General features: G+C 67.5%; 22 protein-coding genes and 1 tRNA gene. 5 read left to right on the plus strand and 18 right to left on the minus strand.

Features of this window, described 5'->3' with window-relative positions:
• Window positions 1-1,268, plus strand: a 1,268-nt coding sequence (gene lysA, locus QZ994_RS08490) for a diaminopimelate decarboxylase (RefSeq protein WP_290870915.1), incomplete at its 5' end; no start/stop codon positions are given.
• Window positions 1,269-1,362: 94 nt separating this feature from the next.
• Here the strand turns inward: lysA and QZ994_RS08495 are convergent.
• On the minus strand, window positions 1,363-2,733 hold the full coding sequence (locus QZ994_RS08495; RefSeq protein ID WP_290870917.1) for a porin: 1,371 nt from the start codon (window positions 2,731-2,733) through the stop codon (window positions 1,363-1,365).
• Between the two features lie 207 nt (window positions 2,734-2,940).
• Window positions 2,941-4,026: a porin gene (locus QZ994_RS08500; RefSeq protein WP_290870919.1), complete on the minus strand. Its 1,086-nt coding sequence runs from the start codon at window positions 4,024-4,026 to the stop codon at window positions 2,941-2,943.
• 359 nt (window positions 4,027-4,385) lie between these two features.
• On the opposite strand from QZ994_RS08500, the gene ruvB reads away from it, so the two are divergent.
• A complete protein-coding gene (ruvB, locus tag QZ994_RS08505) occupies window positions 4,386-5,492 on the plus strand; it encodes a Holliday junction branch migration DNA helicase RuvB (protein ID WP_290870921.1) in 1,107 nt (368 codons plus the stop codon).
• A 6-nt stretch (window positions 5,493-5,498) separates the two neighbouring features.
• On the opposite strand, the gene QZ994_RS08510 is transcribed toward ruvB, so the two are convergent.
• The 4 genes from QZ994_RS08510 to QZ994_RS08525 form a co-directional block, all read right to left on the minus strand.
• Window positions 5,499-5,741, minus strand: coding sequence for a sulfurtransferase TusA family protein (locus QZ994_RS08510; RefSeq protein ID WP_290870923.1), 243 nt, complete (start codon window positions 5,739-5,741; stop codon window positions 5,499-5,501).
• Window positions 5,742-5,781: 40 nt separating this feature from the next.
• Entirely contained in the window at window positions 5,782-6,684 is a 903-nt protein-coding gene (gene cysM, locus QZ994_RS08515; protein WP_290870925.1) for a cysteine synthase CysM, read from the minus strand.
• A gap of 207 nt (window positions 6,685-6,891) precedes the next feature.
• Window positions 6,892-6,976 (minus strand) — tRNA-Leu (locus QZ994_RS08520).
• 32 nt (window positions 6,977-7,008) lie between these two features.
• On the minus strand, window positions 7,009-7,764 hold the full coding sequence (locus tag QZ994_RS08525) for a winged helix-turn-helix domain-containing protein (protein ID WP_290870927.1): 756 nt from the start codon (window positions 7,762-7,764) through the stop codon (window positions 7,009-7,011).
• 243 nt (window positions 7,765-8,007) lie between these two features.
• Between QZ994_RS08525 and QZ994_RS08530 the strand changes: the two genes are divergently transcribed.
• Window positions 8,008-8,700: a hypothetical protein gene (locus tag QZ994_RS08530; protein ID WP_290870929.1), complete on the plus strand. Its 693-nt coding sequence runs from the start codon at window positions 8,008-8,010 to the stop codon at window positions 8,698-8,700.
• 4 nt (window positions 8,701-8,704) lie between these two features.
• Here QZ994_RS08530 and QZ994_RS08535 read toward each other — a convergent pair whose 3' ends face one another.
• From QZ994_RS08535 to QZ994_RS08555, 5 genes are all read right to left on the minus strand, one after another.
• Window positions 8,705-9,976, minus strand: a complete 1,272-nt coding sequence (locus QZ994_RS08535) for an amidohydrolase family protein (RefSeq protein WP_290870931.1) — start codon at window positions 9,974-9,976, stop codon at window positions 8,705-8,707.
• A gap of 76 nt (window positions 9,977-10,052) precedes the next feature.
• Entirely contained in the window at window positions 10,053-11,828 is a 1,776-nt protein-coding gene (locus QZ994_RS08540) for a methyl-accepting chemotaxis protein (RefSeq protein WP_290870933.1), read from the minus strand.
• Between the two features lie 181 nt (window positions 11,829-12,009).
• Entirely contained in the window at window positions 12,010-12,651 is a 642-nt protein-coding gene (gene upp / locus QZ994_RS08545) for a uracil phosphoribosyltransferase (RefSeq protein ID WP_290870935.1), read from the minus strand.
• Between the two features lie 45 nt (window positions 12,652-12,696).
• Window positions 12,697-13,971, minus strand: a complete 1,275-nt coding sequence (locus QZ994_RS08550) for a DUF1688 family protein (RefSeq protein ID WP_290870937.1) — start codon at window positions 13,969-13,971, stop codon at window positions 12,697-12,699.
• Window positions 13,968-15,212, minus strand: coding sequence for a GTP cyclohydrolase II (locus QZ994_RS08555; protein WP_290870939.1), 1,245 nt, complete (start codon window positions 15,210-15,212; stop codon window positions 13,968-13,970). Before QZ994_RS08555 ends, QZ994_RS08550 begins: the two co-directional genes overlap by 4 nt.
• A 201-nt stretch (window positions 15,213-15,413) precedes the next feature.
• Between QZ994_RS08555 and QZ994_RS08560 the strand changes: the two genes are divergently transcribed.
• Entirely contained in the window at window positions 15,414-16,034 is a 621-nt protein-coding gene (locus QZ994_RS08560; protein WP_290870941.1) for a rhomboid family intramembrane serine protease, read from the plus strand.
• A gap of 37 nt (window positions 16,035-16,071) precedes the next feature.
• Here QZ994_RS08560 and QZ994_RS08565 read toward each other — a convergent pair whose 3' ends face one another.
• From QZ994_RS08565 to QZ994_RS08595, 7 genes are all read right to left on the minus strand, one after another.
• Window positions 16,072-16,992 carry a DMT family transporter gene (locus QZ994_RS08565; RefSeq protein WP_290870943.1) on the minus strand — a complete coding sequence of 307 codons (921 nt, stop codon included), beginning with the start codon at window positions 16,990-16,992 and terminating at the stop codon, window positions 16,072-16,074.
• 98 nt (window positions 16,993-17,090) lie between these two features.
• On the minus strand, window positions 17,091-18,026 hold the full coding sequence (locus QZ994_RS08570; protein WP_290870945.1) for a DUF4394 domain-containing protein: 936 nt from the start codon (window positions 18,024-18,026) through the stop codon (window positions 17,091-17,093).
• Window positions 18,027-18,224: 198 nt separating this feature from the next.
• Complete coding sequence (locus tag QZ994_RS08575) at window positions 18,225-19,211, minus strand: DUF2189 domain-containing protein (RefSeq protein WP_367172278.1); 987 nt, start codon at window positions 19,209-19,211, stop codon at window positions 18,225-18,227.
• Between the two features lie 106 nt (window positions 19,212-19,317).
• A complete protein-coding gene (gene lspA, locus QZ994_RS08580; RefSeq protein ID WP_290870947.1) occupies window positions 19,318-19,863 on the minus strand; it encodes a signal peptidase II in 546 nt (181 codons plus the stop codon).
• Window positions 19,863-22,799, minus strand: a complete 2,937-nt coding sequence (gene ileS / locus QZ994_RS08585; protein ID WP_290870949.1) for an isoleucine--tRNA ligase — start codon at window positions 22,797-22,799, stop codon at window positions 19,863-19,865. The genes lspA and ileS overlap by 1 nt, the downstream gene beginning before the upstream one ends.
• 181 nt (window positions 22,800-22,980) lie before the next feature.
• Complete coding sequence (locus QZ994_RS08590) at window positions 22,981-23,967, minus strand: bifunctional riboflavin kinase/FAD synthetase (protein ID WP_290870951.1); 987 nt, start codon at window positions 23,965-23,967, stop codon at window positions 22,981-22,983.
• Between the two features lie 33 nt (window positions 23,968-24,000).
• Window positions 24,001-24,759, minus strand: a complete 759-nt coding sequence (locus QZ994_RS08595) for a 16S rRNA pseudouridine(516) synthase (protein ID WP_290870953.1) — start codon at window positions 24,757-24,759, stop codon at window positions 24,001-24,003.
• 282 nt (window positions 24,760-25,041) lie between these two features.
• Here QZ994_RS08595 and QZ994_RS08600 point away from each other — a divergent pair, with 282 nt between their 5' ends.
• A complete protein-coding gene (locus tag QZ994_RS08600) occupies window positions 25,042-25,938 on the plus strand; it encodes a glutamate/aspartate ABC transporter substrate-binding protein (RefSeq protein ID WP_290870955.1) in 897 nt (298 codons plus the stop codon).
• Window positions 25,939-25,940: the final 2 nt, after the last annotated feature.

Consider the following 25,940-nt stretch of genomic DNA (forward strand, 5'->3'; position numbering starts at 1 on the left):
CCCTCCCTGGCTCCCCTTTCCTGGCCTACCAAGGCAACGACCTCTGCCTGGAGGGCCATTCGCTCAAGGCGCTGGCGCAACAGCACGGCAGCCCCCTCTACGTCTACTCGCGCCAGGCGATGCTGGCCGCGCTGGCACCCTATCAGCGCGCGCTGCAGGGCCGCGATCACCTGGTGTGCTTTGCGGTGAAGGCCAACTCCAACCTGGCCGTGTTGCAGACCTTCGCCGAAGCCGGCTGCGGCTTCGACATCGTCTCGGCAGGGGAACTGGCCCGCGTGCTGGCCGCCGGTGGCGACCCGGCCAAGGTCATCTTCTCGGGCGTTGGCAAGACGCGCACCGAAATGAAGCAGGCCCTGGACGTGGGCGTGCGCTGCTTCAACGTGGAAAGCACCGCCGAACTCGAGGTCTTGTCTCAGGTGGCGAGCGCCGCGGGGCACACCGCTCGCGTGAGCCTGCGTGTGAACCCCGACGTGGACGCGGGCACCCACCCCTACATCTCGACCGGCCTCAAGGGCAACAAGTTCGGCGTGGCCCATGAAGTGGCCCTGGCCACATACCAGCGTGCCGCAGCCCTGCCCGGCATCGAGGTGGCGGGCATCGATTGCCACATCGGCTCGCAGATCACGGAAATCGCGCCCTACCTGGACGCCCTGGACCGCGTGCTGGACCTGGTTGAAGCCATCGAAGCGGCGGGGGTGCCCATCCACCACCTGGACATGGGCGGCGGCCTGGGCATCACTTACACCGATGAGACCCCACCTTCGGCGGAGGTTCTGATCGGTCAACTGCTGGCCAAGATCGACGCACGGGGCCACGGCCACCGCCAGGTGGTTTTCGAGCCAGGCCGCTCGCTGGTGGGCAATGCCGGCGTGCTGCTGACCGAGGTCATGTACCTGAAGCCGGGCGAGCAGAAAAATTTCTGCGTGGTCGACGCCGCCATGAACGACCTGATGCGCCCTGCCCTCTACGAAGCCTGGATGGGCATCGTCAACACCGAACGCCGCGAGGGCGACACCCCGGTCTGGGATGTGGTGGGCCCGGTGTGCGAATCGGGTGACTGGCTGGGCCGCGACCGCGCCCTGGCCGTGCAGCCTGGCGACGTGCTGGCGGTTCTGTCGGCTGGTGCCTATGGCATGACCATGGCCAGCAACTACAACACACGCGGCCGTGCGGCTGAGCTGATGGTCGACGGCGACCAGGTCTGGGTGGTGCGCGAGCGCGAGCAGGTGGCCGACCTGTTCAAGCTTGAGAAGCTGCTGCCACGTTGATCAGTGGGGCCACTGCCCATGAGAAAAGCCGCCCGAGGGCGGCTTTTGTTTTGGGCCTGTCGGCCAGAACCTCCCGGCAGGGAGGTCGGGCTGATCAGAAGGTGTGGCGGATGCCGATGGCGACCACGCGGGTCGTCGCATCGATGTTGGCCCCACCGGCCGAGAAGAAGGGCGTCTCGAGGGCACCCAGACCCGTCAACAAAGGCAGCGGGCCACCGGCCAGCTGCAAACCGGCCGTCTCGGTGTTGACCAGATCGCCGCGGTCATCCTTGACGTAGCCGGCACGGACGTAGAGCTTGGTGCGCTTGGAGAAGTTGTAGTCGCCAATCAGCATCAGACTGGTGTCCTTGCCTTTGGTGAAGTTGGCAAACTTCGACACGGCGTACTGGGCGCCGACCGCGAACTTGTCGATCGGGTGCTTGGCACCCAGGGCCAGGGTGTTCACCTTGATGTCCGTTCCGGAATCCATCGTGAACTTGCCCGTGTGGTAGATGGCCGAGAGCTGCGTTCCAGCGTCGGGCACCGTGAACTTGCCACCCAACGAGTAAGCGCTGTATTTGTCCAGCTTGTACAGCAGGGTACCTGTGGCGCCCACCAGCAGGTCGGCGTTACCGAACTTGTTGCCGTGGTAGGAAGCATTGAACATCAGGTCGGGACTGACCTGGTAGTTGGCGAAGGCACCGAAGGACTGACCGCGGTTACCGGTGCCGGTGGCTTCGTTGCCTGCCGTCTGCCCCCCCACGATCTGGCCGGTGGCCGCACCCGCCACCTGACCACGGTTGGAGCTGATGTGGGCGTCCACGCCGGCATTGGGCGAGTAGGAGAGCGCACCGGTCAGACCGCCGAGCTTGAGCCAGTAGCTCAACTGGTTGTCCTGGCGAACCTGAAGGTTGTTGACCACAAGGCCAGCACCCTGGAGGTCGGCACCGCCCAGGGCTTCGACGGTGGCGAAAGCAAAGGCGTAGAACATGGGGGCGTATTGGCGACCCAGTCGAACCTCGCCAGCAGGGGTGGTGAGCCCCACATACGCCTGGCGACCCCACATGCGGCTGTCCTGGCCGGACTGAGCACCGTTGTCGATCTGGAACTGGCCTTCGAGCACGAAGGAGGCCTTCAAGCCCTCACCAAGGTCTTCCACGCCCTTCACACCAATGGCGTTCACCGAGGAAATGCTCGAGGTGAGGCGGGTGACGGTGGATTTGTCAGCGTAGGCGCTGTTGTAACCCTTGGCCAGGGCTGCACCCGTGGCCGTGGACGTGGCGGTGGGCGAACCACCGTTGGCAGCCACCACCTGTGGCAGCACCTGGAACAGGGAGCCGTTGATGTTGCCCTGTGATTTGTGGACAGAATCCAGGGCGGCATCGATGTTGCCGTAAAGGGTCAGGCTGGATTGGGCGAAAGCGGAGCCGGTACCGACAGCGAGCAGCGCGAGCGCAACGGCTTTGGTCAGTGCAGTTTTTTGCATGGTGTTCTCCTTGATGCCCCCTTGAACCGGGGGGCGTCAGGGATTGTTGCTGAACGTGATTTCAGCGCGCCCCTGGTTTGCGCTATGTGTCGCAGATTGGAGACAGGCCACCTGCAGGATGTTGAGCACAAATCAACACCGATCAACGCCGTTTGGGCATGAAAAAAGGGGCCGAAGCCCCTTTGGTCATGCAGATCGGGTAAGCGATCAGAAAGCGTGACGGATGCCGGCGGCGATGCCACGGCTGGTCTGGTCGTTCGCACCAGTCACACCACCCACGGCCAGGTTGGTGTTGGTGTCGTTGTTCACGTTGGTGAACAGGGCGTACACCGAGGTGCGCTTCGACAGGCTGTAGATACCACGCAGGGTGAACACCTGGGCGTTGTCGTTACCGGCGGTCGAACCGTTCACGTTGCGAGCGGTGGCAGCGCCGCCGATCACGGTGAACTGCGAGGACACGGGCACGGCAACCTTGGCACCCAGCACGGTCAGACGACGGCTGTTGGCCGAGGTCAGGACGGCGGTCGACGAAGCCTTCAGAGCAGGCGAGGTTTCAGCGTCGTAGTAGGCGGTGACCTTGGCCACGCCGAAGTCGTAAGCACCGTACACCAGGGCTGCGTTGGCCTTCTCGGACACGGTGGTCGAGGACACAGCGTCCTTGACGTTCAGGTAACCCACGCCAGCCGACAGAGGGCCAGCGACGTAGTTGGCCGACAGACCGTAGGTCTTGCCGAAGCTGTCATTGGCGGTTTCGGTGCCGGTGGTCGTCGACGACGAACCGATGGCGGCGGTCGAGTACTGGGCGGCCACGGTCAGACCCGGCACGAACGTAGGAGCCACGTAGGTGATCGAGTTGTCGGCGCGACGGTAGGAGTCGGCAGCACGGGTGGGCAGCAGACGCAGTTCGTCGTAGGTCGACACGGTGGCCAGAGGGCCTGCAGCCACGAGACCGATCAGGGAGTCGTCACGACCCAGGCGAACGGTGCCGAAGCCACCGGTCAGACCAACGTAGGCGTTGCGGTCGAAGAAGCGGGTGGTGTTGGCAGCGCCGGTATCAACGCTGATGCCCGATTCCAGCTGGAAGATGGCCTTCAGGCCTTCGCCCAGGTCTTCCACGCCCTTGAAACCCAGACGCGAGGTCGACAGGTTGCCAGAGGTCACGCGGGACACGGTCGAAGCGCCCTTGACGCTTTCAACGGACACGTCGGCGATGCCGTACAGGGTCACGGACGATTGAGCGAAAGCAGCAGAAGATGCGGCGACGGCAGCCAGAGCCAGCAGAGTCTTTTTCATTGACTTCTCCAAAGTTGGTACAGATGTCCCAGCAGGCAGTGATGGGCGCGGAGCGGGGCTACGCGGTTGCTTGCCTGGTCAAGGACCGGGCAAGGCCTGCTGAAACTGACCGCATTGCAGCAGACTTTTTCCGGTCCTGTGATGACACGGTTGTCATAAACCCCAGGCTTCACAGAACTATGTTGTCAAGCCGCAACAACCCCAGGGCACGTGAAATGCTGCACGGACAGGCCCTCTGCGGCGGCGGAAAAGCCCTGCCGATGGGACGCTGCAAGCCGAATCTGGCCCCTCAGCCCAGGCGAGGCGACACCTTGCCCCGCCCTCGGGCAGGGGCGTGAGCCAGGCCGGATAATCGGGCCATGAGCATCCAGACCGACGACTTCGCCCCGGCCCGCAAGCCCGGCCGCCCGCCCAAGGCGCCCGACCCGTTCGCCGAGCTGCCAAGCAGTCGCGTGGTGGACGCCGCCATGGGGTCTCCGCACGAAGACGCCCTGGAACGCGCCCTGCGCCCCAAGGACCTGGACGAGTACGTGGGCCAGATGAAGGCCCGTGAGCAGCTCGAGATTTTCATCGGCGCGGCGAAGAAGCGCGGCGAAGCGCTGGACCACGTGCTGCTGTTCGGCCCGCCCGGCCTGGGCAAGACCACGCTGAGCCACATCATCGCCAACGAGTTGGGCGTGAACCTGCGCCAGACCTCGGGCCCGGTGCTGGAAAAGCCGAAGGACCTGGCGGCGATCCTCACCAACCTGGAAAAGCACGATGTGCTGTTCATCGACGAGATCCACCGGCTGTCGCCCGTGGTGGAGGAGATCCTCTACCCGGCGCTGGAGGACTACCAGATCGACATCATGATCGGCGAGGGGCCGGCCGCCCGCTCGATCAAGCTGGACCTGCAGCCCTTCACCCTGGTGGGCGCGACCACGCGCGCCGGCATGTTGACCAACCCGCTGCGCGACCGCTTCGGCATCGTCGCCCGGCTGGAGTTCTACACCACCGATGAGCTGCAGCGCATCGTGACGCGCTCGGCTGGCCTGCTGGGGGCACCGATCGACCCGGAAGGGGCCATCGAGGTGGCGCGTCGCTCGCGGGGCACACCACGGATCGCCAACCGCCTGCTGCGCCGGGTGCGCGACTACGCCGAGGTCAAGGGCACGGGGCGCATCACGCGCGAGATGGCCGACAAGGCCCTCGCGATGCTCGACGTGGACCCACTGGGCTTCGACGTGATGGACCGCAAGCTGCTGGAGGCCATCATCCACCGCTTTGACGGCGGGCCGGTGGGCCTGGACAACGTGGCCGCGGCGATCGGCGAGGAGCGCGAGACCATCGAGGATGTGATCGAGCCCTACCTGATCCAGCAGGGCTTTTTGCAGCGCACGCCACGCGGGCGGATTGCCACGGCGGCGGCCTTCCGGCACCTGGGCCTGCAGGCGCCTCATGGAGAAGACCTGCTGGGCGATGCCTGAGCCGGCTCAGCGGCGGCGCAGCAGGTGCACGAACTCGTCACCGCCTTCGGCGGACTGGGCCTGCTGGTCGACGAGGTCGTTGCCGGTCTGGCGGGCAAAGGCCTGGAAATCGCGCACGGAGCCGGGGTCGGTGGCCAGCACCTTGAGGACCTCGCCGCTCTGCATGTCGGACAGGGCCTTCTTGGCCTTCAGGATGGGCAGCGGGCAGGTGAGGCCGCGGGCGTCGAGTTCTTTGGCGATGGTGGTCATGGCGGCTCGGTGTGGCGGAAGGCGATCGGGCTGGATGCGGTCAGGCGGGGAAGACGCCGGTCGAGAGGTAGCGGTCGCCGCGGTCGCAGACGATGAAGACGATGGTGGCGTTGCTCAGATTCTGCGCCAGTTGCAGGGCCGCCCAGCAGGCGCCCGCGGCAGAGATGCCGCAGAACAGGCCTTCTTCGCGGGCAAGGCGACGCGCCATCTCTTCGGCATCGCCCTGGCTGACGTAGACCAGTTCGTCCACGCGGCTGGGCTCGTAGATCTTGGGCAGGTAGGCCTCGGGCCATTTGCGGATGCCGGGGATGCGCGAGCCTTCTTGCGGCTGCGCGCCCACGATGCGAACCTCGGGGTTCTGCTCTTTCAGGAAGCGCGACACGCCGGTGATGGTGCCCGTGGTGCCCATGGCACTGACGAAATGGGTGACGCGACCTTGGGTGTCGGACCAGATCTCGGGGCCGGTGGTGTCATAGTGGACGGCCGGGTTGTCGGGATTGGCGAACTGGTCGAGCACCACGCCCTTGCCCTCGCGGACCATCTGATCGGCCAGGTCGCGGGCGTACTCCATGCCGCCACTCTTGGGCGTGAGGATGAGTTCGGCGCCAAAGGCCTTCATGGTCTGGGCGCGCTCGATGGAAAGGTCTTCCGGCATGATCAGGGTCATGCGGTACCCCCGAATGGCCGCGGCCATGGCCAGGGCGATGCCGGTGTTGCCAGAGGTGGCTTCGATGAGGGTGTCGCCGGGTTTGATGTCGCCACGCTCTTCGGCACGGCGGATCATGTTGATGGCGGGACGGTCTTTCACCGAGCCGGCAGGGTTGTTGCCTTCGAGTTTGGCCAGGATGACGTTGCCGCGGGCGTCGCAGTCGGCGCCGGGCACACGTTGCAGGCGAACCAATGGGGTGCGGCCGATGGCGTCTTCGAGCGTGGGATAGGTCATCTTGGGGCGTCTGGCTGGAGGGTGTCTGCGCCGATTGTCGCAGGCCCTGAAAGCCCAGATGCGCGCTCAAGCTATGTGCCGTGGCGCACGGTGCACGCGATGGCGCTGCGGCACGTGGCGAGCAGGCGTCCGGGCGTAAAAAAAGCCCCTGATGGGGCTGGTGTTCGTGGTGCTTTCGCGGTGCCTGCTGGCACAACGGGTCTCGCCTGGTGCCCCGGGTCGGACTCGAACCGACACTCCTTGCGGAACCGGATTTTGAATCCGGCGCGTCTACCAATTTCACCACCAGGGCAGGCGTGAGCCCGAAAGCATAGCACAAGCCTTTCAGTGTGCCTTGCCGGCCCAGGCTGCCGTGGCCAGGCCGATGGGGGCGTGAGGCACGGCGTTGAAGAGATAGCCCTGCCCGCGGATGGTCTGGATGAGGCGAGGCTGGCGCGGGTCGTCGGCCAGTTTGGCGCGCAGGCGTGACACGAGCAGGTCGATGCTGCGGTCGTAGGCCTCGGTGTCGCGGCCCCGGGCTTCGTCCATCAATTGCTCACGCGAGACAACCTGGTAGGGCGCGGCGAGGAAAGCCTGCAGCAGGCGGTACTCGGCATGGGCCAGGGTCACGGACTCGTGCTGGGCGTTGCTGAGGCAGCGGCGCTCGGTGTCGAGCAGCCAGTCGCCAAAGCGGATCCACGGCGCCTGGCCCACGGGGTTGACTGGCTGGCTGTGGCCGCGACGGACTGCCAGGATGCGGGCGGCGAGTTCCCGGCGTTCGACGGGGGCGACCATGCAGTCGTCGGCCCCGAGGTCGAGGACTTCGGCGCGTTCGGCCGGAGAGCCCCAGGCGAGCAGGACGATCACGGCCTGGCCACGGCCGCGTGCGGCCACGATGGCATCGGCAAGGTCGGGTTCACCGGCATGGCGGGCATCGATCAGCAGCACGGAAGGTGCCGGGTCGCTCAGGGTGTCCAGCGGGCGCAGGGCCAGGTGGAAGGCGCTGAGGTAATCGGCCAGGCCCTGGGGCTCGGACTGCCCTCTCTCGGGGTGAAGGCTCCACCAGGAGACAGGGTGCATCTTGTTCACGCTCGCGTTCATGGCCATCCTCCGTTTGGGCTCGACCGCAGGCGCCCCCTGCGGCAGGTGATGGACAGAGCTTAGGAAGCGCCAGGGTGGCCCCATCGCCGGATGTGCGGCAGGAATCCGGCCAGATCCACCAGGATGCCCCTTCTTGTCAGCCTCGACACGAAGCGGACAAGTGCCTGGCACACAGCCGCGCCAGCATGGGGCCATGCCCAGCACGCCTGCGTGGTGACGGGCCCAGCCCTGAAAGGACAGACCATGACATCGCTCTCTCATGTGGGCGCCAGCCAGCGCGCCGCACCGCCCCAGCGGCCGGAGGGTCGTGGCGGCAAACCGCCTGCGACCGCTGCGACCGCTGCGGCAACGGCCAGCACCACGGTGGCCAGTGCCGGCAACACCTCAGGCCCCACGGCCAGCAGCGCAACCTCGGCCAGCCAGAACGGTCTGAGCAGCGTGGGCCTGCCCACCCAGGCCTTTGCCGGCGTGATGGGCCAGGGTAAACCGCCACCGCCGCCCATGGCGCCACAAGGTGCGCAGGGCCCGCAGGGTGCGCATGGCAAGCCGGGCGGGCAGGAGCCGTCGCTGCTGAACCTGGACACCGACGCGGATGGCAGCGTGTCGCGCAGCGAGTTTGGCCTGGGCGCTGCCACCACGACGGTGTCCAGCACCGACAACGGCGATGGCACCACCACCTCGACCTACAGCGTGACCACCTCTGACGAGGACGCCGATGACCAGGTCTTGTTCGATGCGGTCGATGCCGACGGCAACGGGGCCCTGAGCCGCAACGAGGTGCAGGACTTCGAGAAGCAGATGAAAGCACTGATGCAGCAGATGCAACAGGCGGCTGCGCAGCAATACGGCGCCGTGGCTTCGGCGGGTGGCACGGCCAGCGGTGCGAGCGCTTCAGGCGGATCGGGCTCGAGCGGCTCGGTCAGGCTGTCGGCCTGAGATCTCAGACCTGCCAGGACACGGCCTGGGGTCGTCCGGGCAAGGTCAAACGGGCCACCGCGGGCGGCGTGGCCGCGATCTGCACGCCCGCGCGGAACACGGCCAGGCGCGTGGCCCGCAGGCGGATGGCCTCGACCGGATCGCGGGCCTGCAACAGCACGAAGTCGGCGCGGCAACCGGGGGCGATGCCATGGCCCTCCAGCCCCAGGATGGCCGCCGGTGTGGTGGTGACGGCCTCAAAGCACTGACGCATGGCGGCCTGGCTGGTCATCTGCCCGACATGCAGGCCCATGTGGGCGACCTCCAGCATGTCGCCGCTGCCCAGGCTGTACCAGGGGTCCATGACACAGTCGTGCCCGAAGGCCACGGGAATCCCCATGGCCAGCATTTCGGGCACGCGGGTCATGCCGCGGCGTTTGGGGTAGGTGTCGTGCCGCCCCTGCAAGGTGATGTTGATCAAGGGGTTGGCGATGGCCGCCACGCCTGCCTCGTGGACCAAGGGCAGGAGCTTGCTGACGTAGTAGTTGTCCATGCTGTGCATGGAGGTGAGGTGGGAGCCGGCCACCCTGCCCTGCAGGCTCAATCGTTGAGCCTGGAAGGCCAGCGTCTCGATGTGGCGGGACATCGGGTCGTCGGTCTCGTCGCAGTGCATGTCGACACGCAGGCCACGCTCGGCGGCCAACTCGCACAGGATGCGCACCGATTCGGCGCCCTCGGCGCTCGTGCGCTCGAAATGGGGGATGCCACCGACCACGTCCACCCCCATGTCGAGCGCACGGGTGAGCTGGGCCAGGGCGCCAGGGGCGCGCAGCACGCCGTCTTGCGGAAAGGCGACAAGCTGCAGATCGAGGTAGGGTTTGACGCGCTCGCGCACGTGCAGCAGGGCTTCGGTGGCCAGCAGGCGCGGATCGCAGACATCGACGTGCGAGCGGATGGCCAGCAGGCCCTTGGCCACGGCCCCGTCGCAATAGGCCAGGGCGCGTTCGACGATGGCGTCTTGTGTGAGATGGGGCTTGAGCTCGCCCCACAGGGCGATGCCTTCGAGGAGGGTGCCGGACTGGTTGACGCGCGGCAGGCCGTAGCTGAGCGTCGAGTCCATGTGGAAGTGGGCGTCGACGAAGGGCGGGCTCAGCAACTGGCCCTGGGCATCCAGTTCGGTGCCAGCCTGGGCGGGCAAGGCGGGCTGCACGGCCATGATGCGGCCCTGGGCCACGCCCACGTCCTGGTTGGTGCGGCCATCGGGCAGCGTGCAGTGGCGGACGATGAGGTCGAGCAAGGCGGGCTCCTGTCAGGCGTTCTGCAGGCAGCGTAGCAGGCTTCGGGCCAGGGCCCCTGCCCTGACGGCATCCGGCTCAGAAGGTTTCCCAGTCCTGTTCGTCGTGCACCGCGGGTTTGGGGGCGGGTGCGGCCGGAGCTTGCAGGCGCAAGGGCGACACGGCCTGGGGCGGCGTGGGCACAGGCACGGCCTCGGCCACTGTGGCGCGGGCGCTGGTCACGGAAGCCGTGGGGGGAACGACCTTGCGGGTCGCGGCCGGGCGGGATGCAGGTGCAGGGCGGGTGAAGGCCTGGCCCGCACGGGCGGGGCTGGTCTTGAACACGGCCACGGCATCGGCCAGCTTCTGAGCCTGCATGCGCAGGCTCTCGGCCGCCGCCATGCTTTGCTCGACGAGGGCGGCGTTCTGCTGCGTGGCCTGGTCGAGCTGGCTGACGGCCTGGTTGATCTGGCCAATGCCGGTGCTTTGTTCAGCGCTGGCATGGGCGATCTCGCCCACCAGGTCGTTGACCTTGCGCACCTGCAGCACGACCTGCCCCATGGTCTCGCCCGCGGCGCCGACCTGCTGGCTGCCGGCGTTGACCTTCTCCACGCTGTCGGTGATCAGGGACTTGATTTCCTTGGCCGCGTTGGCGCTGCGCTGGGCCAGGGTGCGGACCTCGCCAGCGACCACGGCAAAGCCGCGCCCCTGCTCACCGGCACGCGCGGCTTCGACCGCGGCATTGAGAGCCAGGATGTTGGTCTGGAAAGCGATGCCATCGATGACGCCGATGATGTCGGCGATCTTGCGGCTGGCCGACTGGATGCCGTCCATGGTGTGAACGACCTGGTTCACCACCTCGCCACCGCGCATGGCCACGTCGGACGCGGCGGTGGCCAGCTGGTTGGCCTGCTGGGCGTTGCCGGCGTTGGTGCGCACGGTGCCGGCCATCTCTTCCACGGAGGCGGCGGTTTCTTCCAGGCTGGCGGCCTGGTTTTCGGTGCGGGCGCTGAGGTCGGTGTTGCCCTGGGCGATCTCGCGGGAGGCGGTGGCCACGGAATCGGCGCCCTCGCGCACCTGCTCGACGATGGCCGAGAGGCTGCTGACCATGGCGTCGAGCGCCGTCTGCATCTGGCCCAGCTCATCCTGGCGACCGGACGCCATGCGGCGCGTGAGGTCGCCCTGGGCGATGGCGAGCAGGACGTCGGCCGTGTCGTGCAGCGGTCGGGCGATCATGCCGGCCATGTACCAGGCCAGGGCCAGGCCAAGGGCCACGGCCAGCACGATGCCGGCGACCATGGCGGTGCGGCTCTGGGCGTACAGCGTGTCGCCCAGCACGCTGGCGGCCACGGCGGCCTTTTCCTGCTCGGTGATGAGTTCGTGCAGCCTGGCTTGCGTCGTGTCGAACTGCTTGAGCATGTCGCCGTTGCTGAGGTTGCGGGCCTCCAGCTTCTGGTTTTCTCGGGAGGTGGCCAGGACTTTGTCGTGCCCGGTGAGGTAGGCCGACACCAGGGTCTGGATGTCCTGGTGGGCCTTGCGCTCGGCGTCGGTGGTGACCTGCTGGGCGACGGCCTGGAGGGCCTTGTCCAGCCGGGTTCGTGCGGCTTTCAGCTCCCCCTCGAAGGCGGCCATGTCGTCGACGTCGACCATCAGGATGTGGCGCAGCTCGGCCAGTCGCAACATGGCCAGGCTGCTCTCGACCTCACGGGCCGCGCGCTGGGCGGGCATCCAGTGCTCGGCGATCACGGTGGACTGGTCATTGACCACGGCCAGGCGACCGATGCCGAAGACCCCCAGCAAGGCGGTCAGCAACAGAACCAGCGAAAAAGCACCCAGCAGCTTGGGGCGCAGGCGCGCGTTGGAGAGCCAGGACATCGACATCACCTCTGAACAATCAGGGCCCAGGGCGCGATGCCCTTCGGCACGGCCCTCGTGCCCGGCACCGGGATTGGCGCCATCAGAGGGCATTCTGGTCCGGACCCGCCCGAAGGCATCGGCGAAATCGAGGTCGGAAGTGGCCCCAGTTGCGCACTAAGGCGCACAGTGGGCCGAGAAATCAGAGCGTGCCGAAGATGCGGTCGCCCGCGTCGCCCAGGCCGGGCACGATGTAGCCATGTTCGTTGAGGTGGCTGTCGAGGGCGGCGGTGACGATGGGCACGTCGGGGTGGTGCTTGAGCATGTTGGCCACACCTTCCGGCGCGGCCAGCAGACACAGCAGCTTGATGCTGGCGCAGCCGTGCTCCTTGATGCGGTCGATGGCGGCCACGGCCGAGTTGCCGGTGGCCAGCATGGGGTCGACGACGATGACCTGGCGCTCGGCCATGTCGGAAGGGACCTTGAAGTAGTACTCGACCGGCTCCAGCGTGGACGGGTCGCGGTAGAGGCCGATGTGCCCGACGCGCGCCAGCGGCAGGATGGACAGGGCGCCATCCAGCAGGCCATTGCCGGCCCGCAGGATGGACACGAGGCAGAGCTTCTTGCCGCTGATGACGGGCGACTGCATCGCGGTCACCGGGGTCTGGATGGCCTGAAGGGTCGTGGGCAAATCGCGCGTGGCCTCGTAGACCAGCATCTGGCTGACCTCGCGCAGCAGGTTGCGGAAGCTGTCGGTGTTGGTCTCTTCGGCGCGCAGCCAGGTGAGCTTGTGCTGCACCAGGGGGTGGTCGACGACGGTCAGGTTCGGGAAGTCGGCGGTCATGGGGTGGAGCTCCTGGGGTCGGTCAACGGGTGAAGGCGAGAGAGGTCAGAACACGGTGCCATCGCTGTCGAGCAGCACAGGCGGCGGGCCCCCAGGTCGCTTCGCCAGGGCGATCTGCCGGCCAGCGGCCCAGCTGCCGCCTTCCAGCACCCGCGCCAGGGGGAACTGTTCAGGCGTGAGGCCGAGTTCGCCGCGCACGGCCTCGGCCAGGTGGTCGAGCGTGGCCACGGTGAGCGCCCGCCACTCGACGATGGGCTCTGCGTCGGGCTTCCAGCGGGTGGTGTGGAAGGCGCGGTCACGGGCCTGCAGCAGGCCCAGATCGAGCAGGAGGCCACCATTGCGGTACTCGGGCAGGCCCGTGAGCTCGTCCAGACCGGAGATGGTGAGGCCGGCGTCTTCCAGGGGTTCGAGCAGGGAGTAGGTGATCCACTGGCTCAGCTTGTGGAAGGGCAGCCAGCCTCCGGGGGCATCGGGGTGGGGCCAGCAGTCGCCCAGAGGCAGGCCGGCCAGCTCGTGGCGTCCCGGCCAGATCTGCCCCAAGGTGCGCAGCAGGATGGCCAGCACCTCGGCCGCCTTGACCTGGCCGGTGGGGGCCCGGCGGAACAGGGCATCGACGAGGTGACCGGGTCGCAGCACACCGGGCGCATCCGGGCGGGCGTAAACCTCGGGGTGGGCCTTGAGGGCCAGGGCCAGCTGGCGCAACAGGTTGGCGCGGCCATCCAAGCCGACCAGGGGATTGGTCTCGCTGACCTGAAAGGCCAGGCCGAGGTCGGCGGTCTGGAGGCGCTCCAAGCCGATGGCATCGGCCTGACAGGGGTGGTGCGGGTCGCTGGAGAGGCCGCCTGCTGCCCACCAGCGCAGGCTGGCCACGCCCAGGCCTTCGGAGCGGGCGAGCGTCTGGCCGCTGGGCAGGTCGTGGTACTGCCAGCTGGGGCCGGAACCGGCGTCCAGCAACACGCTGGTGATGGCCAGGTCGATGCGGGCGCGGGCGCGTTCCAGGCGGGCCGTGGGCGCATCCAGCCCCTGTTCATGGGCGACCAGGGCCCAGCGGTCGACCCCGCCAGCCTCGAAATGGCGCCAACGGCTGTGGTACGGCACCTTGAGGTCGGGGTAACGCTGGCGGATCACGCCGCTCACGTAGGCCGAGACCAGGGCCATGCGCTCGGGGTGCCAGGTGAAGTGGCGGGCCTGCCCCGCCTGCGCCTTGGCCATGATGGCCTGGCTGTGGGCGCGCACGGCCTGGGCGCTGAGCAACTGCTCGGCCTGGGCCAGTGCGGTCGAGGTGGCAGCGGCCGACGCCGTCCAATCCAGCACGTTCATTCCATCAACCCCCTGCCCTTGGCCAGGGCCAGTTCGTCTGCATCGGGCGTGTAGGTCGAGAAGTAGCCGGCGGCCTTCTTGGCGTCCATCTCGACCTGGGCGTCGGCCGGGATCAGCTCATCGGGGATCGGCACACGCTCCACCACCTCGATGCCCTGCTCGACCAGGGCCCCGTGCTTCATGTTGCTCATCGAGGCCCAGCGGTCGATGCGGGTGATGCCCAGCCAATGGAAGACGTCGGGCATCAGCTCCTGGAAGCGCATGTCCTGCACGCCGGCCACGCACTCGGTGCGCGTGAAGTAGGTCTCGGCACGGTCGCCGCCGGTCTGTCGCTTGCGCGCGTTGTAGACGAGGAACTTGGTGACCTCGCCCAACGCCCTGCCCTCTTTGCGGTTGTAGATGCACAGGCCCACGCCCCCTTGCTGGGCCATCTCGATGCAGACCTCGATGCCGTGGGCCAGGTAAGGCCGACAGGTGCAGATGTCGGAGCCAAACACGTCGGAGCCGTTGCACTCGTCGTGCACGCGGCAGGCCACGCGGGTTTCGGGCTTGCCCAACAGGCTGACGTCGCCAAAGATGTAGAGCGTCATGCCCCCGATGGGCGGCAGGAAGACCTTGAGGTCGGGCCTCGTGACCAGCTCGGGGAACATGCCGGCCGTCTGCTCGAACAGCGAGCGCCGCAGCGCGCTTTCCTTGATGCCGAAACGCGCAGCCAGGCCAGGCAGGTGCCAGACGGGATCGATGGCGGCCTTGGTGACCTTCACATCGCCGTTGGCCTGCAGGATGTCGCCATCGGCCTTCAGGCGCCCGGCGGCCATGGCGGCCACCAGTTCGGGCATGTTGATGTGGGCCTTGGTGATGGCGATGGTGGGACGGATGTCGACGCCCGCGGCCAGCTGCTCGGGGAAGGCGCTGGCCACCATGTGGCCCCAGGGGTCGAGCGAAACGATCTTGCCCGGCTGAGACCACTGCGGGTGCGGCCCGATGGCCTCGGCCGGCGAGGTGTTGGTGAGGTCGGGCTTGTGGTCGCGCTGCAGCTGGCCCGAGGCCACGGCCAGCGCCCGGTACACCGAATAGGCCCCGGCGTGGGTGCCAATGACGTTGCGCGCAGCAGGGTTCACGACGCTGGCCACCAGGGGCCCGCGCTCGGCGGCGGTGGGTGCATCCCAGTGCACCGCGGCAGGCGAAGCCCCACCGGCGCCGCGGGCCGGATGGGAGGTGAGCACGATGTGGGCAGACATGGTCAGGAACCTCCATCAAGCCGGCCAAGGTGATGGCCGACACCCACACCTTAGCGAGTTGCGTGCCAGGGTGGTGTGATGGATCACCGACTGAGCCAGGAATGCACCAGGCCATCGGGTTGCGGGCATGCCATCTCGGGGCATCGGGGCTGGCGCGCGGCCCTATGATGTCAGCCTCTTCGGCTCCTCCCACGCGAACGCATGCCACCGCTGCCGCCCATCACCCAGGCCCTGATGCTGATCAACGTGGCCCTGTTCTGTCTTGACGAGGCCTTCGGCAAGCTGCTGTCGCAGTACTTTGCCCTGTGGCCTTTGCAAAGCGGGCTGTTCTACCCCTGGCAGGTGGTGAGCTATGCCTTCCTGCACGGCTCCTTCAGCCACATCTTCTTCAACATGATGGGCTTGTGGATGTTCGGCAGCGAGCTGGAACGCATCTGGGGTGGCAAGCGCTACCTGCAGTTCCTGGCCGCCAGCATCCTCACCGCGGCCGCCATGCAGCTGCTGCTGTCGGCGCTGTTTGGCTGGGGCAACCCGACGGTGGGCGCCTCGGGCGGGTTGTTCGGCCTGCTGCTGGCGTTCGGGATGATGTTCCCCAACCGCACCATCATGCCGCTCTTCCCGCCTATTCCCATGAAGGCCAAGGTCTTCGTGGCGGTCTATGGCGGCATCGAACTTTTCCTTGGCGTGACCGGCACGGCCTCGGGCGTGGCCCACTTTGCCCACCTGGGCGGCATGCTGGGCGGCTGGCTGATGCTGCGTTACTGGCGCGGTCAGCCACCGTTTGGCGGCAAAGGCCGCAGCGCCACACGACGTCGCTTCTGAACCCCAGCCCTCGCTGGCGGGCTCAAGGCCTTTCAGCTTAGGCTGGCCTGCGCACCGAGCGAGACGACACCACGATGCCCGCCACGATCAGCATGAGGGCCACCGGGTGGTACCAGCGTGGCAACTCGCCCAGCAGGAGGGCCGACCACAGCGCCGCGAAGATGGGCGTGAGGTTGCCAAAGAAGGACGCCATGGTCGGGCCCACGGCCTGCACACCCAGCCCCCAGCTCCGGTAGGCCAGGATGGACGGGCCCACGGCGATGAACAGCAGCCCGGCCCAGGTCTGCCAGTGCTGTGGCCACCACACCGGCCCGCTGCCAGCCGCTGGCAAACGGCTGTGCCAGTGGACCTCCAGCCCCGTGCAGGCACCGGCCCACAGCAGACCGAAGATCACCTGCACCATGAGGAATTCGGCCCAATCCCACCCCGGGCGACGCTCGCCCACCATGTGCGCCGGCGGGTGGGCCAGCAACCAGCTGTAGACGGCCCAGGCCAGGCTGGCCACCAGCATGAGCAGGTCGCCTGGCACCAGGTGCACGTGGCGCAAGACGCTCCACTGCCCCTGGGCGATCACCAGCACCACGCCGCACACCGACAGCGCCGCCCCCATCAGCTGGCGCCCTTGCAGGCGCTGGCCAAATCCGATGCGCCCCACCAGCATCATCCACACGGGCACGCTGGCACCGATCAGGGTCACGTTCAGCGGCAAGGAGGTCTGCAAGGCGAGGTACTGCAGGGCGTTGTAGGTGCCCACGCCCAGCACCCCCAGCGCGGCCAGGTAGGGCCAGCGCGCCAGCCACTCGGCCGGGCGCATCCAGACGCGCCAGGCCAGCGGCAGGAGCAGCAGGCCCACGATCAGCCAGCGCAAAGCGTTCATGGCCACAGGCGGCATGCTGCCCACCATCAACCGCCCCACCACGGCGTTGCCGGCCCACATCATCGGAGGCAACACGAGCATGAGGAGGATGCGGGGGCTGAGGCGGGGCACGACAGGCGGGTCTGGACGGCGAAGCCCGCATTAGAACAGGCACCAACCCAGGGCGGCGCCCTGCCCGCTCAGGCCTTCACCAAGGCGGCCTGGGGTTGGCGAGCACGCGCACGCAGCCACCCCAGTCCCAGCAGACCGGCCGCGGCCATCAGCAGGCTGGACGGCTCCGGCACCGGGGCGGCCGTCAGGCCCACCACCGGCGCCTGCAGCACCATGCCGCCGATGCCGAAGGCCCCGATGGACGTGGCCGCGCCGGTGACCAGGTCCACCGTGTAGAGGCCGCTGAAGCCGGTGTCGTCGGTCAGCGCGGCAAAGGCCTGGCCGGTGTAGGAGATGTCGAAACCCGAGACGCCGATGGTGTCCACGCCCAACGCGCCCTTGAGGGTCATGGCGCCCGTGCCGGGCACGATGGTGTAGAGCCGGTCGCCCCTGGCATCGATGCCGTAGAGCGTGGTGCCTGTGGCGGCATCGCGGTCGTTGTTGGCGTAGGCCACCGACACCACTGAGGCCGTCGTCGCCACACCCCCTTCGTTGAGGCCGGGGCTGACCGTGACCTGACCGGCGCTGACCGGGTTCACATTCACGGCCAGGCTGGTCCCGGTGTTGCCGATCACGCGCAGCGAGGCGGCGGTCTGCCCCAGGTCGGGCACGGGGTTGAAGTCAAAGCCGAAATTGCTGCCTTGGAGCGCCACGTTGAGGCGGGCCACAAAGGAAGCGGCGCCATTGCTGGCATCGACCGTGTAGAGGTTGCCCAGGCTGCTGAGCGAGTAAAGCAGGCCGGTGGACGGCCGGGCGTCCAGGCCCAGCAGGCGTTCGTTGACGCTCTTCAAGCCGGTGACGCTGACGGCGGAACCCTCGGTGGGGGCGGCACTGTCCAGCGTGATCAGCTGGTTGGTGTTGGTCAGGGCGTAGAGCGTTTCGGCCCGGGTCGTGCCAGCCACCGCCATGAGGGCGCAGGCCAGGGCAGCGAGGGAGGGGCGAAAGGTGGGGATGGGATGGTTCACGGAGTGGCTCCTGAAGTGGCTCGGTGTGGGACCCCGAGGTGCACCCCGGGGTCGCCGCCCGCTGTCGCTGGACAGGGGCGTGCACACAGGGCTACGGCCCCGCTCAGGAGACAGATGCGATCTGCCGCGAAAAAAAACGAAGCCCCCCTTGGTTTGAGGGGGGCTGGGGCTGGCAGGTGCGGGCCGAAGACCGGGGCTTCAAGGTTGGGGTGGCGCCACCAGGGCCGTGGCCGCCTTGTAGGCATGCCAGGACGCATGCCCCAGCACCGGCCCTGCGACCAGCAGGCCCAGGAAGCCGGGCAGCATCGCCAGCACCACGATCAGCGTGATCAGCGCACCCCACATCAGCATCACACCCGGCTGGGTGGTGACCAGGCGCAGGCTGGTGAGCCCGGCGCTGATGGCGTCGACCGGGCGGTCCAGCATCATGGGCATGCTGACCACGCTGACCGCGTAGATCAGGCCCGCGAAGAAGCCGCCCACGCACAGGTAGGTCACGATGAAGGGCAGGTTCTCGATGCTCAGGAGCGTGTGCAGGGAATCCCCAAAATCGGGCATGCCATCGAAGCTGACGGCAAAGACGATGAGGGCTGCACGCCCCCAGATCATCTCCAGCACCAGCAAGACCACGCCAAAGATGGCCAGCTGCCCCAGGTTGCGACGCCAGGCCGTGAGCGAACCCAGGAAGCTCGCGGGCTCGCCCAGGGCGAGGTGGCGGCTGGCCTCGTACAGGCCGAGGCACATGAAGGGGCCCATGAGCAGAAAGCCGGCCGACATGGCCAGGGTGTAGGCCGGGGCGTATTTGAAGAAGCCCAGCAGCACCCAGCCCATCAGGACGAAACAGGCGCCGTAGAACAGGCCGATGGCGGGGCTGCGCAGGAAATCGCGCCAGCCCAGGGCCAGCCAGTGGAAGGGCTCGTGCCAGCCGATGTGGGCCAGGGGCATGTCGAGGGCGCTGTCAGCCGGTGGGGCCTGGGCCGCCATGACCGGCGCCACATCGACCTGCCCGGCCAGATCGGACGACAGGGGCTCGTCAGCGGTCTCGTGGGGCGGCGGTGGGTGCAGGCGGGCGCGCGCCATGGCATCGGGCCAGTGGGGCGCACGCCGGGAGGCTGCGGGACGACGCCGGTGCGTGCGGCGGCGCGCGACCAGTGCGTGGTGGGAGAGACGACCGACCATGCCCATGTGAGCTCCTCCGGAAGAACCAGAAGACCCCAAGGTACGCCTGTGACCGATTCACGGCATCGGTGTAAATGCGGAGACCCCGCCGCCGATCAGGGTATGCCTGAGCTCAACTGCGGCGCACGCGGCGCAGTTCGTCAAGGATCAGCAGGGCCGCGCCCACCGTGATGCCGCAGTCGGCCACGTTGAAGGCGGGGAAATGCCCCCCCGGGAAGAGCGGCGAGAGCACCGACCAGTGGAAATCCAGGAAGTCGACCACGTAGCCGTGGACCAGGCGGTCGATCACGTTGCCGATGGCGCCGCCCAGGATGAGCGTGAGCGCCCAGGCAAAGAGCTTCTGCCCACCGTGCTGCTTGAGCATGTAGACGATGAAGCCCGTGGCCACCGCCCCCAGGCCCACGAAGAACCAGCGCTGCCAGCCCCCGGCATGCGCCAGGAAGGAGAAGGCAGCGCCGGTGTTGTGGGCCCGCACGATGTTGAAGAAGGACCAGACCTCACGGCTGTCGCCATGCTGCAACCACCCCACGATCAGCACCTTGGTGAACTGGTCGAGCAGGATGATGACGAAGGCGATGCCCAGCCAGGGCAGGAGCCCCTGGCTGGCCGACTTGGTGCGCGACACGGCCTTGACGGAGGATGCTTTGCGCGTGGCCATCAGGCGTGCTCGCGGTGTTCACCCTCACCGTGCAGGTTGCTGTCGCAACGGCCGCAAAGGGTGGGGTGAGCGGGGTTGCTGCCCACGTCGTCGCGGTAGTGCCAGCAGCGCTCGCACTTCACGGCCTTGGAGGGGTTGACCTCGATCTGCGTGGCGTGGCCTTCGGCCAGCTCGACGCCGGAGACGATGAGCACGAACTTCAGGTCGTCGCCCAGGCTGCGCAGGTCGGCGAGCAGTTGCGCGTCGTCGGCCCCCAGGGTCACGAACAGCTTGGCCTGCAGCGAGGCACCCACCTCACCACGGGTGCGCACCTCTTCGATGCGACGGTTGACCTCTTCGCGGAAGGCGCGGATGCGCGACCACTTGTCGAGCAGGGCCACGGTCTCGGGCGAGTGGTCGGCGCCGTCCTGGCCGAACTGCCAGTAGGTTTCGAAGAAGATGCTGTCGCCCTGCTTGGGGCCGGCGTTGAAGTGCTTCCACGCCTCTTCGGCCGTGAAGCTGAGGAAGGGCGCCATCCAGCGCAGCATGGCGTTGGTGATGTGCCAGAGCGTGGTCTGCGCCGCACGGCGGGCCTTGGAGCCGGTCGCGCTGGTGTAGAGGCGGTCCTTCAGCACGTCGAGGTAGAAGGCCCCCAGGTCTTCCGAGCAATAGACCTGCAGCTTCGAGACCACCGGGTGGAACTCGTAGCGCTCGTAGTGGGCCAGGATGTCGGCCTGCAGCGCGCCGGCACGGGCCAGTGCGTAGCGGTCGATCTCCAGCAGCTCGTCGACCGGCACGGCGTCGACATCGGGATTGAAGTCGGAGGTGTTGGCCAGCAGGAAGCGCAGGGTGTTGCGGATGCGGCGGTAGCCGTCGACCACGCGGGCGAGGATCTTGTCGTCGATGCCCAGGTCGCCGGAGTAGTCGGTGCTGGCAGCCCACAGGCGGATGATCTCGGCGCCCATCTTGGAGCTGACCTCCTGCGGGGCCACGGTGTTGCCCACCGACTTCGACATCTTGCGACCCTGGCCGTCCACGGTGAAGCCGTGGGTCAGCAGGCCCTTGTAGGGCGCGCGGCCATAGATGGCACAGGCGGCCAGCAGGGAGCTGTGGAACCAGCCACGGTGCTGGTCATGGCCTTCGAGGTAGAGGTCGGCCTCGTGCAGTTCGTCATGGCCAGCCTTGGGGTGGCTGCCCTGTTGGGGGTTGAGCACATGGAAGAAGCTGGTGCCGGAGTCGAACCAGACATCGAGGATGTCGGTGGACTTGCTGTAGAACTCGGCCGATCCCTCACCGGATGCACCCAGCCACTCGGCCACGTCCAGCGTGGACCAGGCCTCGACGCCACCGGCTTCGATCAGGTCGGCGGCGCGGTCCATGAGGGCGGGGGTGTCGGGATGCAGCTCGCCCGTGACCTTGTGCAGGAAGAAGGGCAGCGGCACGCCCCAGTTGCGCTGGCGGCTGATGCACCAGTCAGGGCGGTTGGCGATCATGTCGCGCAGGCGGGCGCGGCCGTTCTCGGGGTAGAAGGTGGTCTGGTCGATGGCGTCGAGCGCGGTCTGGCGCAGGGTCTTCTCGGCCTTGGCCGTGGTGAACACCCCCTCGCCTTCGTCCATGCGCACGAACCACTGCGCAGCGGCACGGTAGATCACGGGCGTCTTGTGGCGCCAGCAGTGCGGGTAGCTGTGGGTGATTTCCTTGGTGGCCAGCAGGCGACCGGCCTCACGCAGGGCTTCCAGCACCACGGGCACGGCCTTCCAGATGTGCAGACCGCCGAACAGGGGCAGTTCGGCCTCGTAGACGCCATTGCCCTGCACGGGGTTGAGGATGTCGTCGAACTTCAGGCCATGGGCCACGCAGGAGTTGAAGTCGTCCACACCATAGGCGGGCGCAGAGTGCACGATGCCGGTGCCGTCTTCGGCGCTGACGTAGTCGGCCAGGTAGACCGGGGCCTCGCGGTCGTAGCCGGCGTCCACATGGGCCAGCGGGTGCTTGAAGGTGAGGCCTTCGAGCCTGGCGCCCGGGGCCGTGGCCAGCACCTTGACCTGGTCGGCTTCAAAGCCATATCGCTGGGTGGCCTTCTCGACCAGGGCTTCGGCCAGCAGCAGGATGCCCTTGGGCGTCTCGACCAGGGCGTAGCTCAGTTCGGCGTGGGCATTGAGGGCCTGGTTGGCGGGGATGGTCCACGCGGTGGTGGTCCAGATCACGGCAAAGGCGTCCTGGCTCAGCGAAGGCAGGCCAAAGGCGGCGGCCAGCCTGGCCGGGTCGGCGCTGAGGAAGGCCACGTCCAGCGTGCTGGACTTCTTGTCGGCGTACTCGATCTCGAACTCGGCCAGCGAAGAGCCACAGTCAAAGCACCAGTACACGGGCTTGAGGCCACGGTACACGTAGCCGCGCTCCATGATCTTTTTCAGGGCGCGCACCTCGTTGGCCTCGTTGCCGAAGTCCATGGTGCGGTAGGGGTGGGCCCAGTCGGCCAGCACGCCCAGGCGCTTGAAATCGGTGCGCTGGCCGTCGATCTGCTCGGCGGCATAGGCGCGGGCCTTGGCCTGCACCTCGTCGCGGCTGAGCTTGCGGCCAAAGGTCTTCTCGATCTGGTTTTCGATGGGCAGACCGTGGCAGTCCCAGCCCGGCACGTAGATGGCGTCCAGGCCCTTGAGCTGGCGGGCCTTGGCGATCATGTCCTTCAAGACCTTGTTGACGGCGTGCCCGATGTGGATGTTGCCGTTGGCGTAGGGCGGGCCGTCGTGCAGCACGAACTTCGGGGCCCCCTGGCGGGCCGCACGCAGGCGGTCGTACAGGCCGTTGGCTTCCCACTCGGCCACCCAGCCCGGCTCGCGCTTGGGCAGGTCGCCACGCATCGGGAAGGGGGTGTCGGGCATGTTCAGCGTGGCGCGGTAGGCGCTCTGGCCTTCGGCGGGGGCGGATGCCGATTTGGCGGGCTTGTCTTGGCTCATGGTGTTCTCGGCAGAGGGAAGGCGGCACCCGTGGGGGCCTGGCTTCCTGGGAATCGGGGGACGGCTTGGGCCGGATGGCGCGGGTCGCTGGGGCCATGGGAGACCAAACCAGGCGGCCAGCGGCCGGACCGGAGGCGTTCAAGGCAGGGTCGCACGTGCCCGGCTGGGCAGGCGACCCGGTTCAAATTCGGTCGCGGGTGGTCTGGCGACCTTGCGCCTGGAAGAAGGCCTTGGCGTCGGAGATGTCCTTGTGGATGGCGGCCTGCAGCGCGTCCAGCCCGTCGTAGCGGGCTTCGTCTCGGAGTTTGTGCAGCAGTTCCACCCGGACGATTTTACCGTAGCCCCCTTCGCTGCCCAGTTCACTGGGCCAATCGAAGCAGTGGACCTCCAGCAGCACGCGTCCGGCATCCTCCACCGTGGGGCGCACGCCCAGACTGGCCACCCCCTCCAGGGGTTCGCCGGCCAGACCGTGGGTACGCACCACAAAGATGCCCTTGGTGGCGGGCTTCTCGTGCCCGAAGCGCACATTGAGGGTGCGGCAGTCAAGGCTGCGGCCCAGCTTCTGGCCGTGCACCACGTGACCGCTGACGGTGTAAGGCCGGCCAAGCAGCTCGCCCACGCGGGCCATGTCACCCGCCGTGAGGGCGTCGCGCACCACCGACGACGACACCCGGGTGCCATGCACCTCGTAGCTCATCATGCGGGCCACGTCGAAGCCCTTCAGGTTGCCCTGGTTGTCCAGCAGCTTGTAATCACCGGCGCGGCGGGCACCAAAGCAGAAGTCGTCGCCCACCAGCACGTAGCGGGCGTGCACGCCGTTGACCAGCACCTGGTCGATGAACTGCTCGGGCGTGAGCGCGGCAAAGGCCTGGTCGAAGGGCAGGATCACCACCTGGTCGACGCCGCAGCGCTCGAGTTCGGAAAGCTTGTCGCGCAGGGTGGCGATGCGTGAGGGCGCCAGCTCGGGCTTGCCTGCCAGGCCCGCAAAGTAGTCACGCGGGTGGGGCTCGAAGGTGAGCACCGTGCTGGGCAGGCCGCGGTGCTGGGCTTCGCTGCGCAAGAGCGCGAGCATGGCCTGATGCCCCCGGTGCACGCCATCGAAGTTGCCGATGGTCAGCGCGCAGGCCGGCGCCAGGGCCGCATGGTGGAAACCGCGAAAGACTTGCATGGGGTGATTATCGGGCTTGGCGCCCATCCGGGCTCAGGGCAGGACCTGTTTGGTGTCTTCCAGCCAGCGCCACTGCCCCGGCGCCAGGTCTTCGGTCAGAACCAGCTGACCGATCTGGCTGCGGTGCAGGGTCTCGACGCGATTGCCCACGGCCGCCACCATGCGCTTGACCTGGTGGTACTTGCCTTGCAGCAGGGTCAGGCGCAGGTGGGTGGTCTCGGCGCCGGGTGCGGCCCCTTCGGGCAGCACGCGCTCGGCGGCATGGGCGGCCACGGGCACGGTGGGGTCGTCGTCGAGGATGACACCACGCAGCAGGTTGGCGCAGTCCTTCTCGCTGATGGGGTGCTTGCAGCCCACCTCATACACCTTGGGCACGTGGTGCTTGGGTGCGGTGAGCTTGTGCAGCAGGGGGCCGTCGTCGGTCATGAGCAGCAGGCCGGTGGTGTCCTGGTCGAGACGGCCGACGGGCTGCAGGCCGCGGCGGCGCAACGGCAGGGGCAGCAGGTTGTGGACCCCGGGCCAGGCGCCGGGCTTCAGGGAGCATTCGTAGCCGGCCGGCTTGTTCAGCACGATCAGGGCCTTCACGTGGGTGACCCAGGGCATGCCCTCCACTTCCAGGCTGAGGCGGTCTTCCGGGAAGACGGCGTCCGGGTCGTCCACCACCTCGCCGTTGACCTTGACCAGGCCATGCAGGATCAGGCCCTCGCATTCGCGGCGGGCGCCGAAGCCCTGGGCAAAGAGGATCTGGTCGAGGTGTTCGTGGCCGGCGGGCAGTCTGGAGCGGGGAGGCATGGGGCAAGCGGGAAGGCGATCAAGGGCGACATGATGCCAGCCGGGCGCCCGAACGGGGACGCCCGGCCGTTCGGGCGAACGAACGGCCGAACGGCCCGCCGCACGGGATTCCGGACGCCTCGCCGAGAACTGCACACAAATTCACAATCAATTCAAGCACTTAGAAATCCTGAGCCGTGCTGTGCAGGCTGGCACGGCCCGTGCGATACCTTTGTCAGCGCCGCCCGATCGGCCTCAGACTTCGGATGTTCCATCCACCTGTTTGTTCAAAGGACCCACGCTATGAAGACCACGATCCTTCGCGCCTCCCTGGTGAGCCTCTGTCTGGTGGCCACCGGCCTGCAAGCCCAGGCCCAGACCTCACCCACGCTCAAGAAGATCGCCGAGACCGGCTCGATCAGCCTGGGCCACCGCGAATCGTCCATCCCCTTCTCCTACTACGACGACAAGCAGCAGGTCGTGGGTTACTCGCATGAGCTGATGCTCAAGGCCGTGGACGCGATCAAGGCCGAACTGAAGAAGCCTGTCGCCATCAAGCTGGTGCCCGTGACGTCGCAGAACCGCATCCCCCTGGTGCAGAACGGCACCGTCGACCTGGAATGCGGCTCGACCACGAACAACAAGGAACGCGCCCAGCAGGTGAGCTTCTCGACCAGCATCTTCGTGGTCGGCACCCGCCTGATGACCAAGAAGGACTCCGGCGTGAAAGACTTCGCCGACCTGAAGGGCAAGAACGTGGTCGTGACCGCCGGCACCACCTCCGAGCGCCTGCTGCGCAAGTACAACGAAGAGAAGCAGGCCGGCATGAGCATCATCTCGGCCAAGGACCACGGCGAATCCTTCCTGACCCTGGAAACGGGCCGCGCCGTCGCCTTCATGATGGACGACGCCCTGCTGTACGGCGAAAAGGCCAAGGCCAAGAAGCCCGATGACTGGGTCGTGGTCGGCAAGCCGATGTCGGAAGAAGCCTACGGCTGCATGATGCGCAAGGACGACCCCGGCTTCAAGAAGGTCGTCGACGCCGCCATCACCAAGGCCATGACCTCGGGTGAAGCCGCCAAGATCTACGCCAAGTGGTTCCAGACCCCGATCCCGCCCAAGGGCCTGAACCTGAACTGGCCGATGTCCGACGACGTGATCGAGCTGTACAAGGCCCCGAACGACAAGGCATTCGAATAATC

Source organism: Aquabacterium sp. (assembly GCF_021768455.1).
GTDB lineage: Bacteria > Pseudomonadota > Gammaproteobacteria > Burkholderiales > Burkholderiaceae_C > Aquabacterium.

Coding starts and splice junctions, on each gene's coding strand:
- QZ994_RS08495 (WP_290870917.1), bottom strand. CDS start 2,733: ATGCAAAAAACTGCACTGACCAAAGCCGTTGCGCTCGCGCTGCTCGCT.
- QZ994_RS08500 (WP_290870919.1), bottom strand. CDS start 4,026: ATGAAAAAGACTCTGCTGGCTCTGGCTGCCGTCGCCGCATCTTCTGCT.
- ruvB (WP_290870921.1), top strand. CDS start 4,386: ATGAGCATCCAGACCGACGACTTCGCCCCGGCCCGCAAGCCCGGCCGC.
- QZ994_RS08510 (WP_290870923.1), bottom strand. CDS start 5,741: ATGACCACCATCGCCAAAGAACTCGACGCCCGCGGCCTCACCTGCCCG.
- cysM (WP_290870925.1), bottom strand. CDS start 6,684: ATGACCTATCCCACGCTCGAAGACGCCATCGGCCGCACCCCATTGGTT.
- QZ994_RS08525 (WP_290870927.1), bottom strand. CDS start 7,764: ATGAACGCGAGCGTGAACAAGATGCACCCTGTCTCCTGGTGGAGCCTT.
- QZ994_RS08530 (WP_290870929.1), top strand. CDS start 8,008: ATGACATCGCTCTCTCATGTGGGCGCCAGCCAGCGCGCCGCACCGCCC.
- QZ994_RS08540 (WP_290870933.1), bottom strand. CDS start 11,828: ATGTCCTGGCTCTCCAACGCGCGCCTGCGCCCCAAGCTGCTGGGTGCT.
- upp (WP_290870935.1), bottom strand. CDS start 12,651: ATGACCGCCGACTTCCCGAACCTGACCGTCGTCGACCACCCCCTGGTG.
- QZ994_RS08550 (WP_290870937.1), bottom strand. CDS start 13,971: ATGAACGTGCTGGATTGGACGGCGTCGGCCGCTGCCACCTCGACCGCA.
- QZ994_RS08555 (WP_290870939.1), bottom strand. CDS start 15,212: ATGTCTGCCCACATCGTGCTCACCTCCCATCCGGCCCGCGGCGCCGGT.
- QZ994_RS08560 (WP_290870941.1), top strand. CDS start 15,414: ATGCCACCGCTGCCGCCCATCACCCAGGCCCTGATGCTGATCAACGTG.
- QZ994_RS08565 (WP_290870943.1), bottom strand. CDS start 16,992: ATGCTCGTGTTGCCTCCGATGATGTGGGCCGGCAACGCCGTGGTGGGG.
- QZ994_RS08575 (WP_367172278.1), bottom strand. CDS start 19,211: ATGGGCATGGTCGGTCGTCTCTCCCACCACGCACTGGTCGCGCGCCGC.
- lspA (WP_290870947.1), bottom strand. CDS start 19,863: ATGGCCACGCGCAAAGCATCCTCCGTCAAGGCCGTGTCGCGCACCAAG.
- ileS (WP_290870949.1), bottom strand. CDS start 22,799: ATGAGCCAAGACAAGCCCGCCAAATCGGCATCCGCCCCCGCCGAAGGC.
- QZ994_RS08590 (WP_290870951.1), bottom strand. CDS start 23,967: ATGCAAGTCTTTCGCGGTTTCCACCATGCGGCCCTGGCGCCGGCCTGC.
- QZ994_RS08595 (WP_290870953.1), bottom strand. CDS start 24,759: ATGCCTCCCCGCTCCAGACTGCCCGCCGGCCACGAACACCTCGACCAG.
- QZ994_RS08600 (WP_290870955.1), top strand. CDS start 25,042: ATGAAGACCACGATCCTTCGCGCCTCCCTGGTGAGCCTCTGTCTGGTG.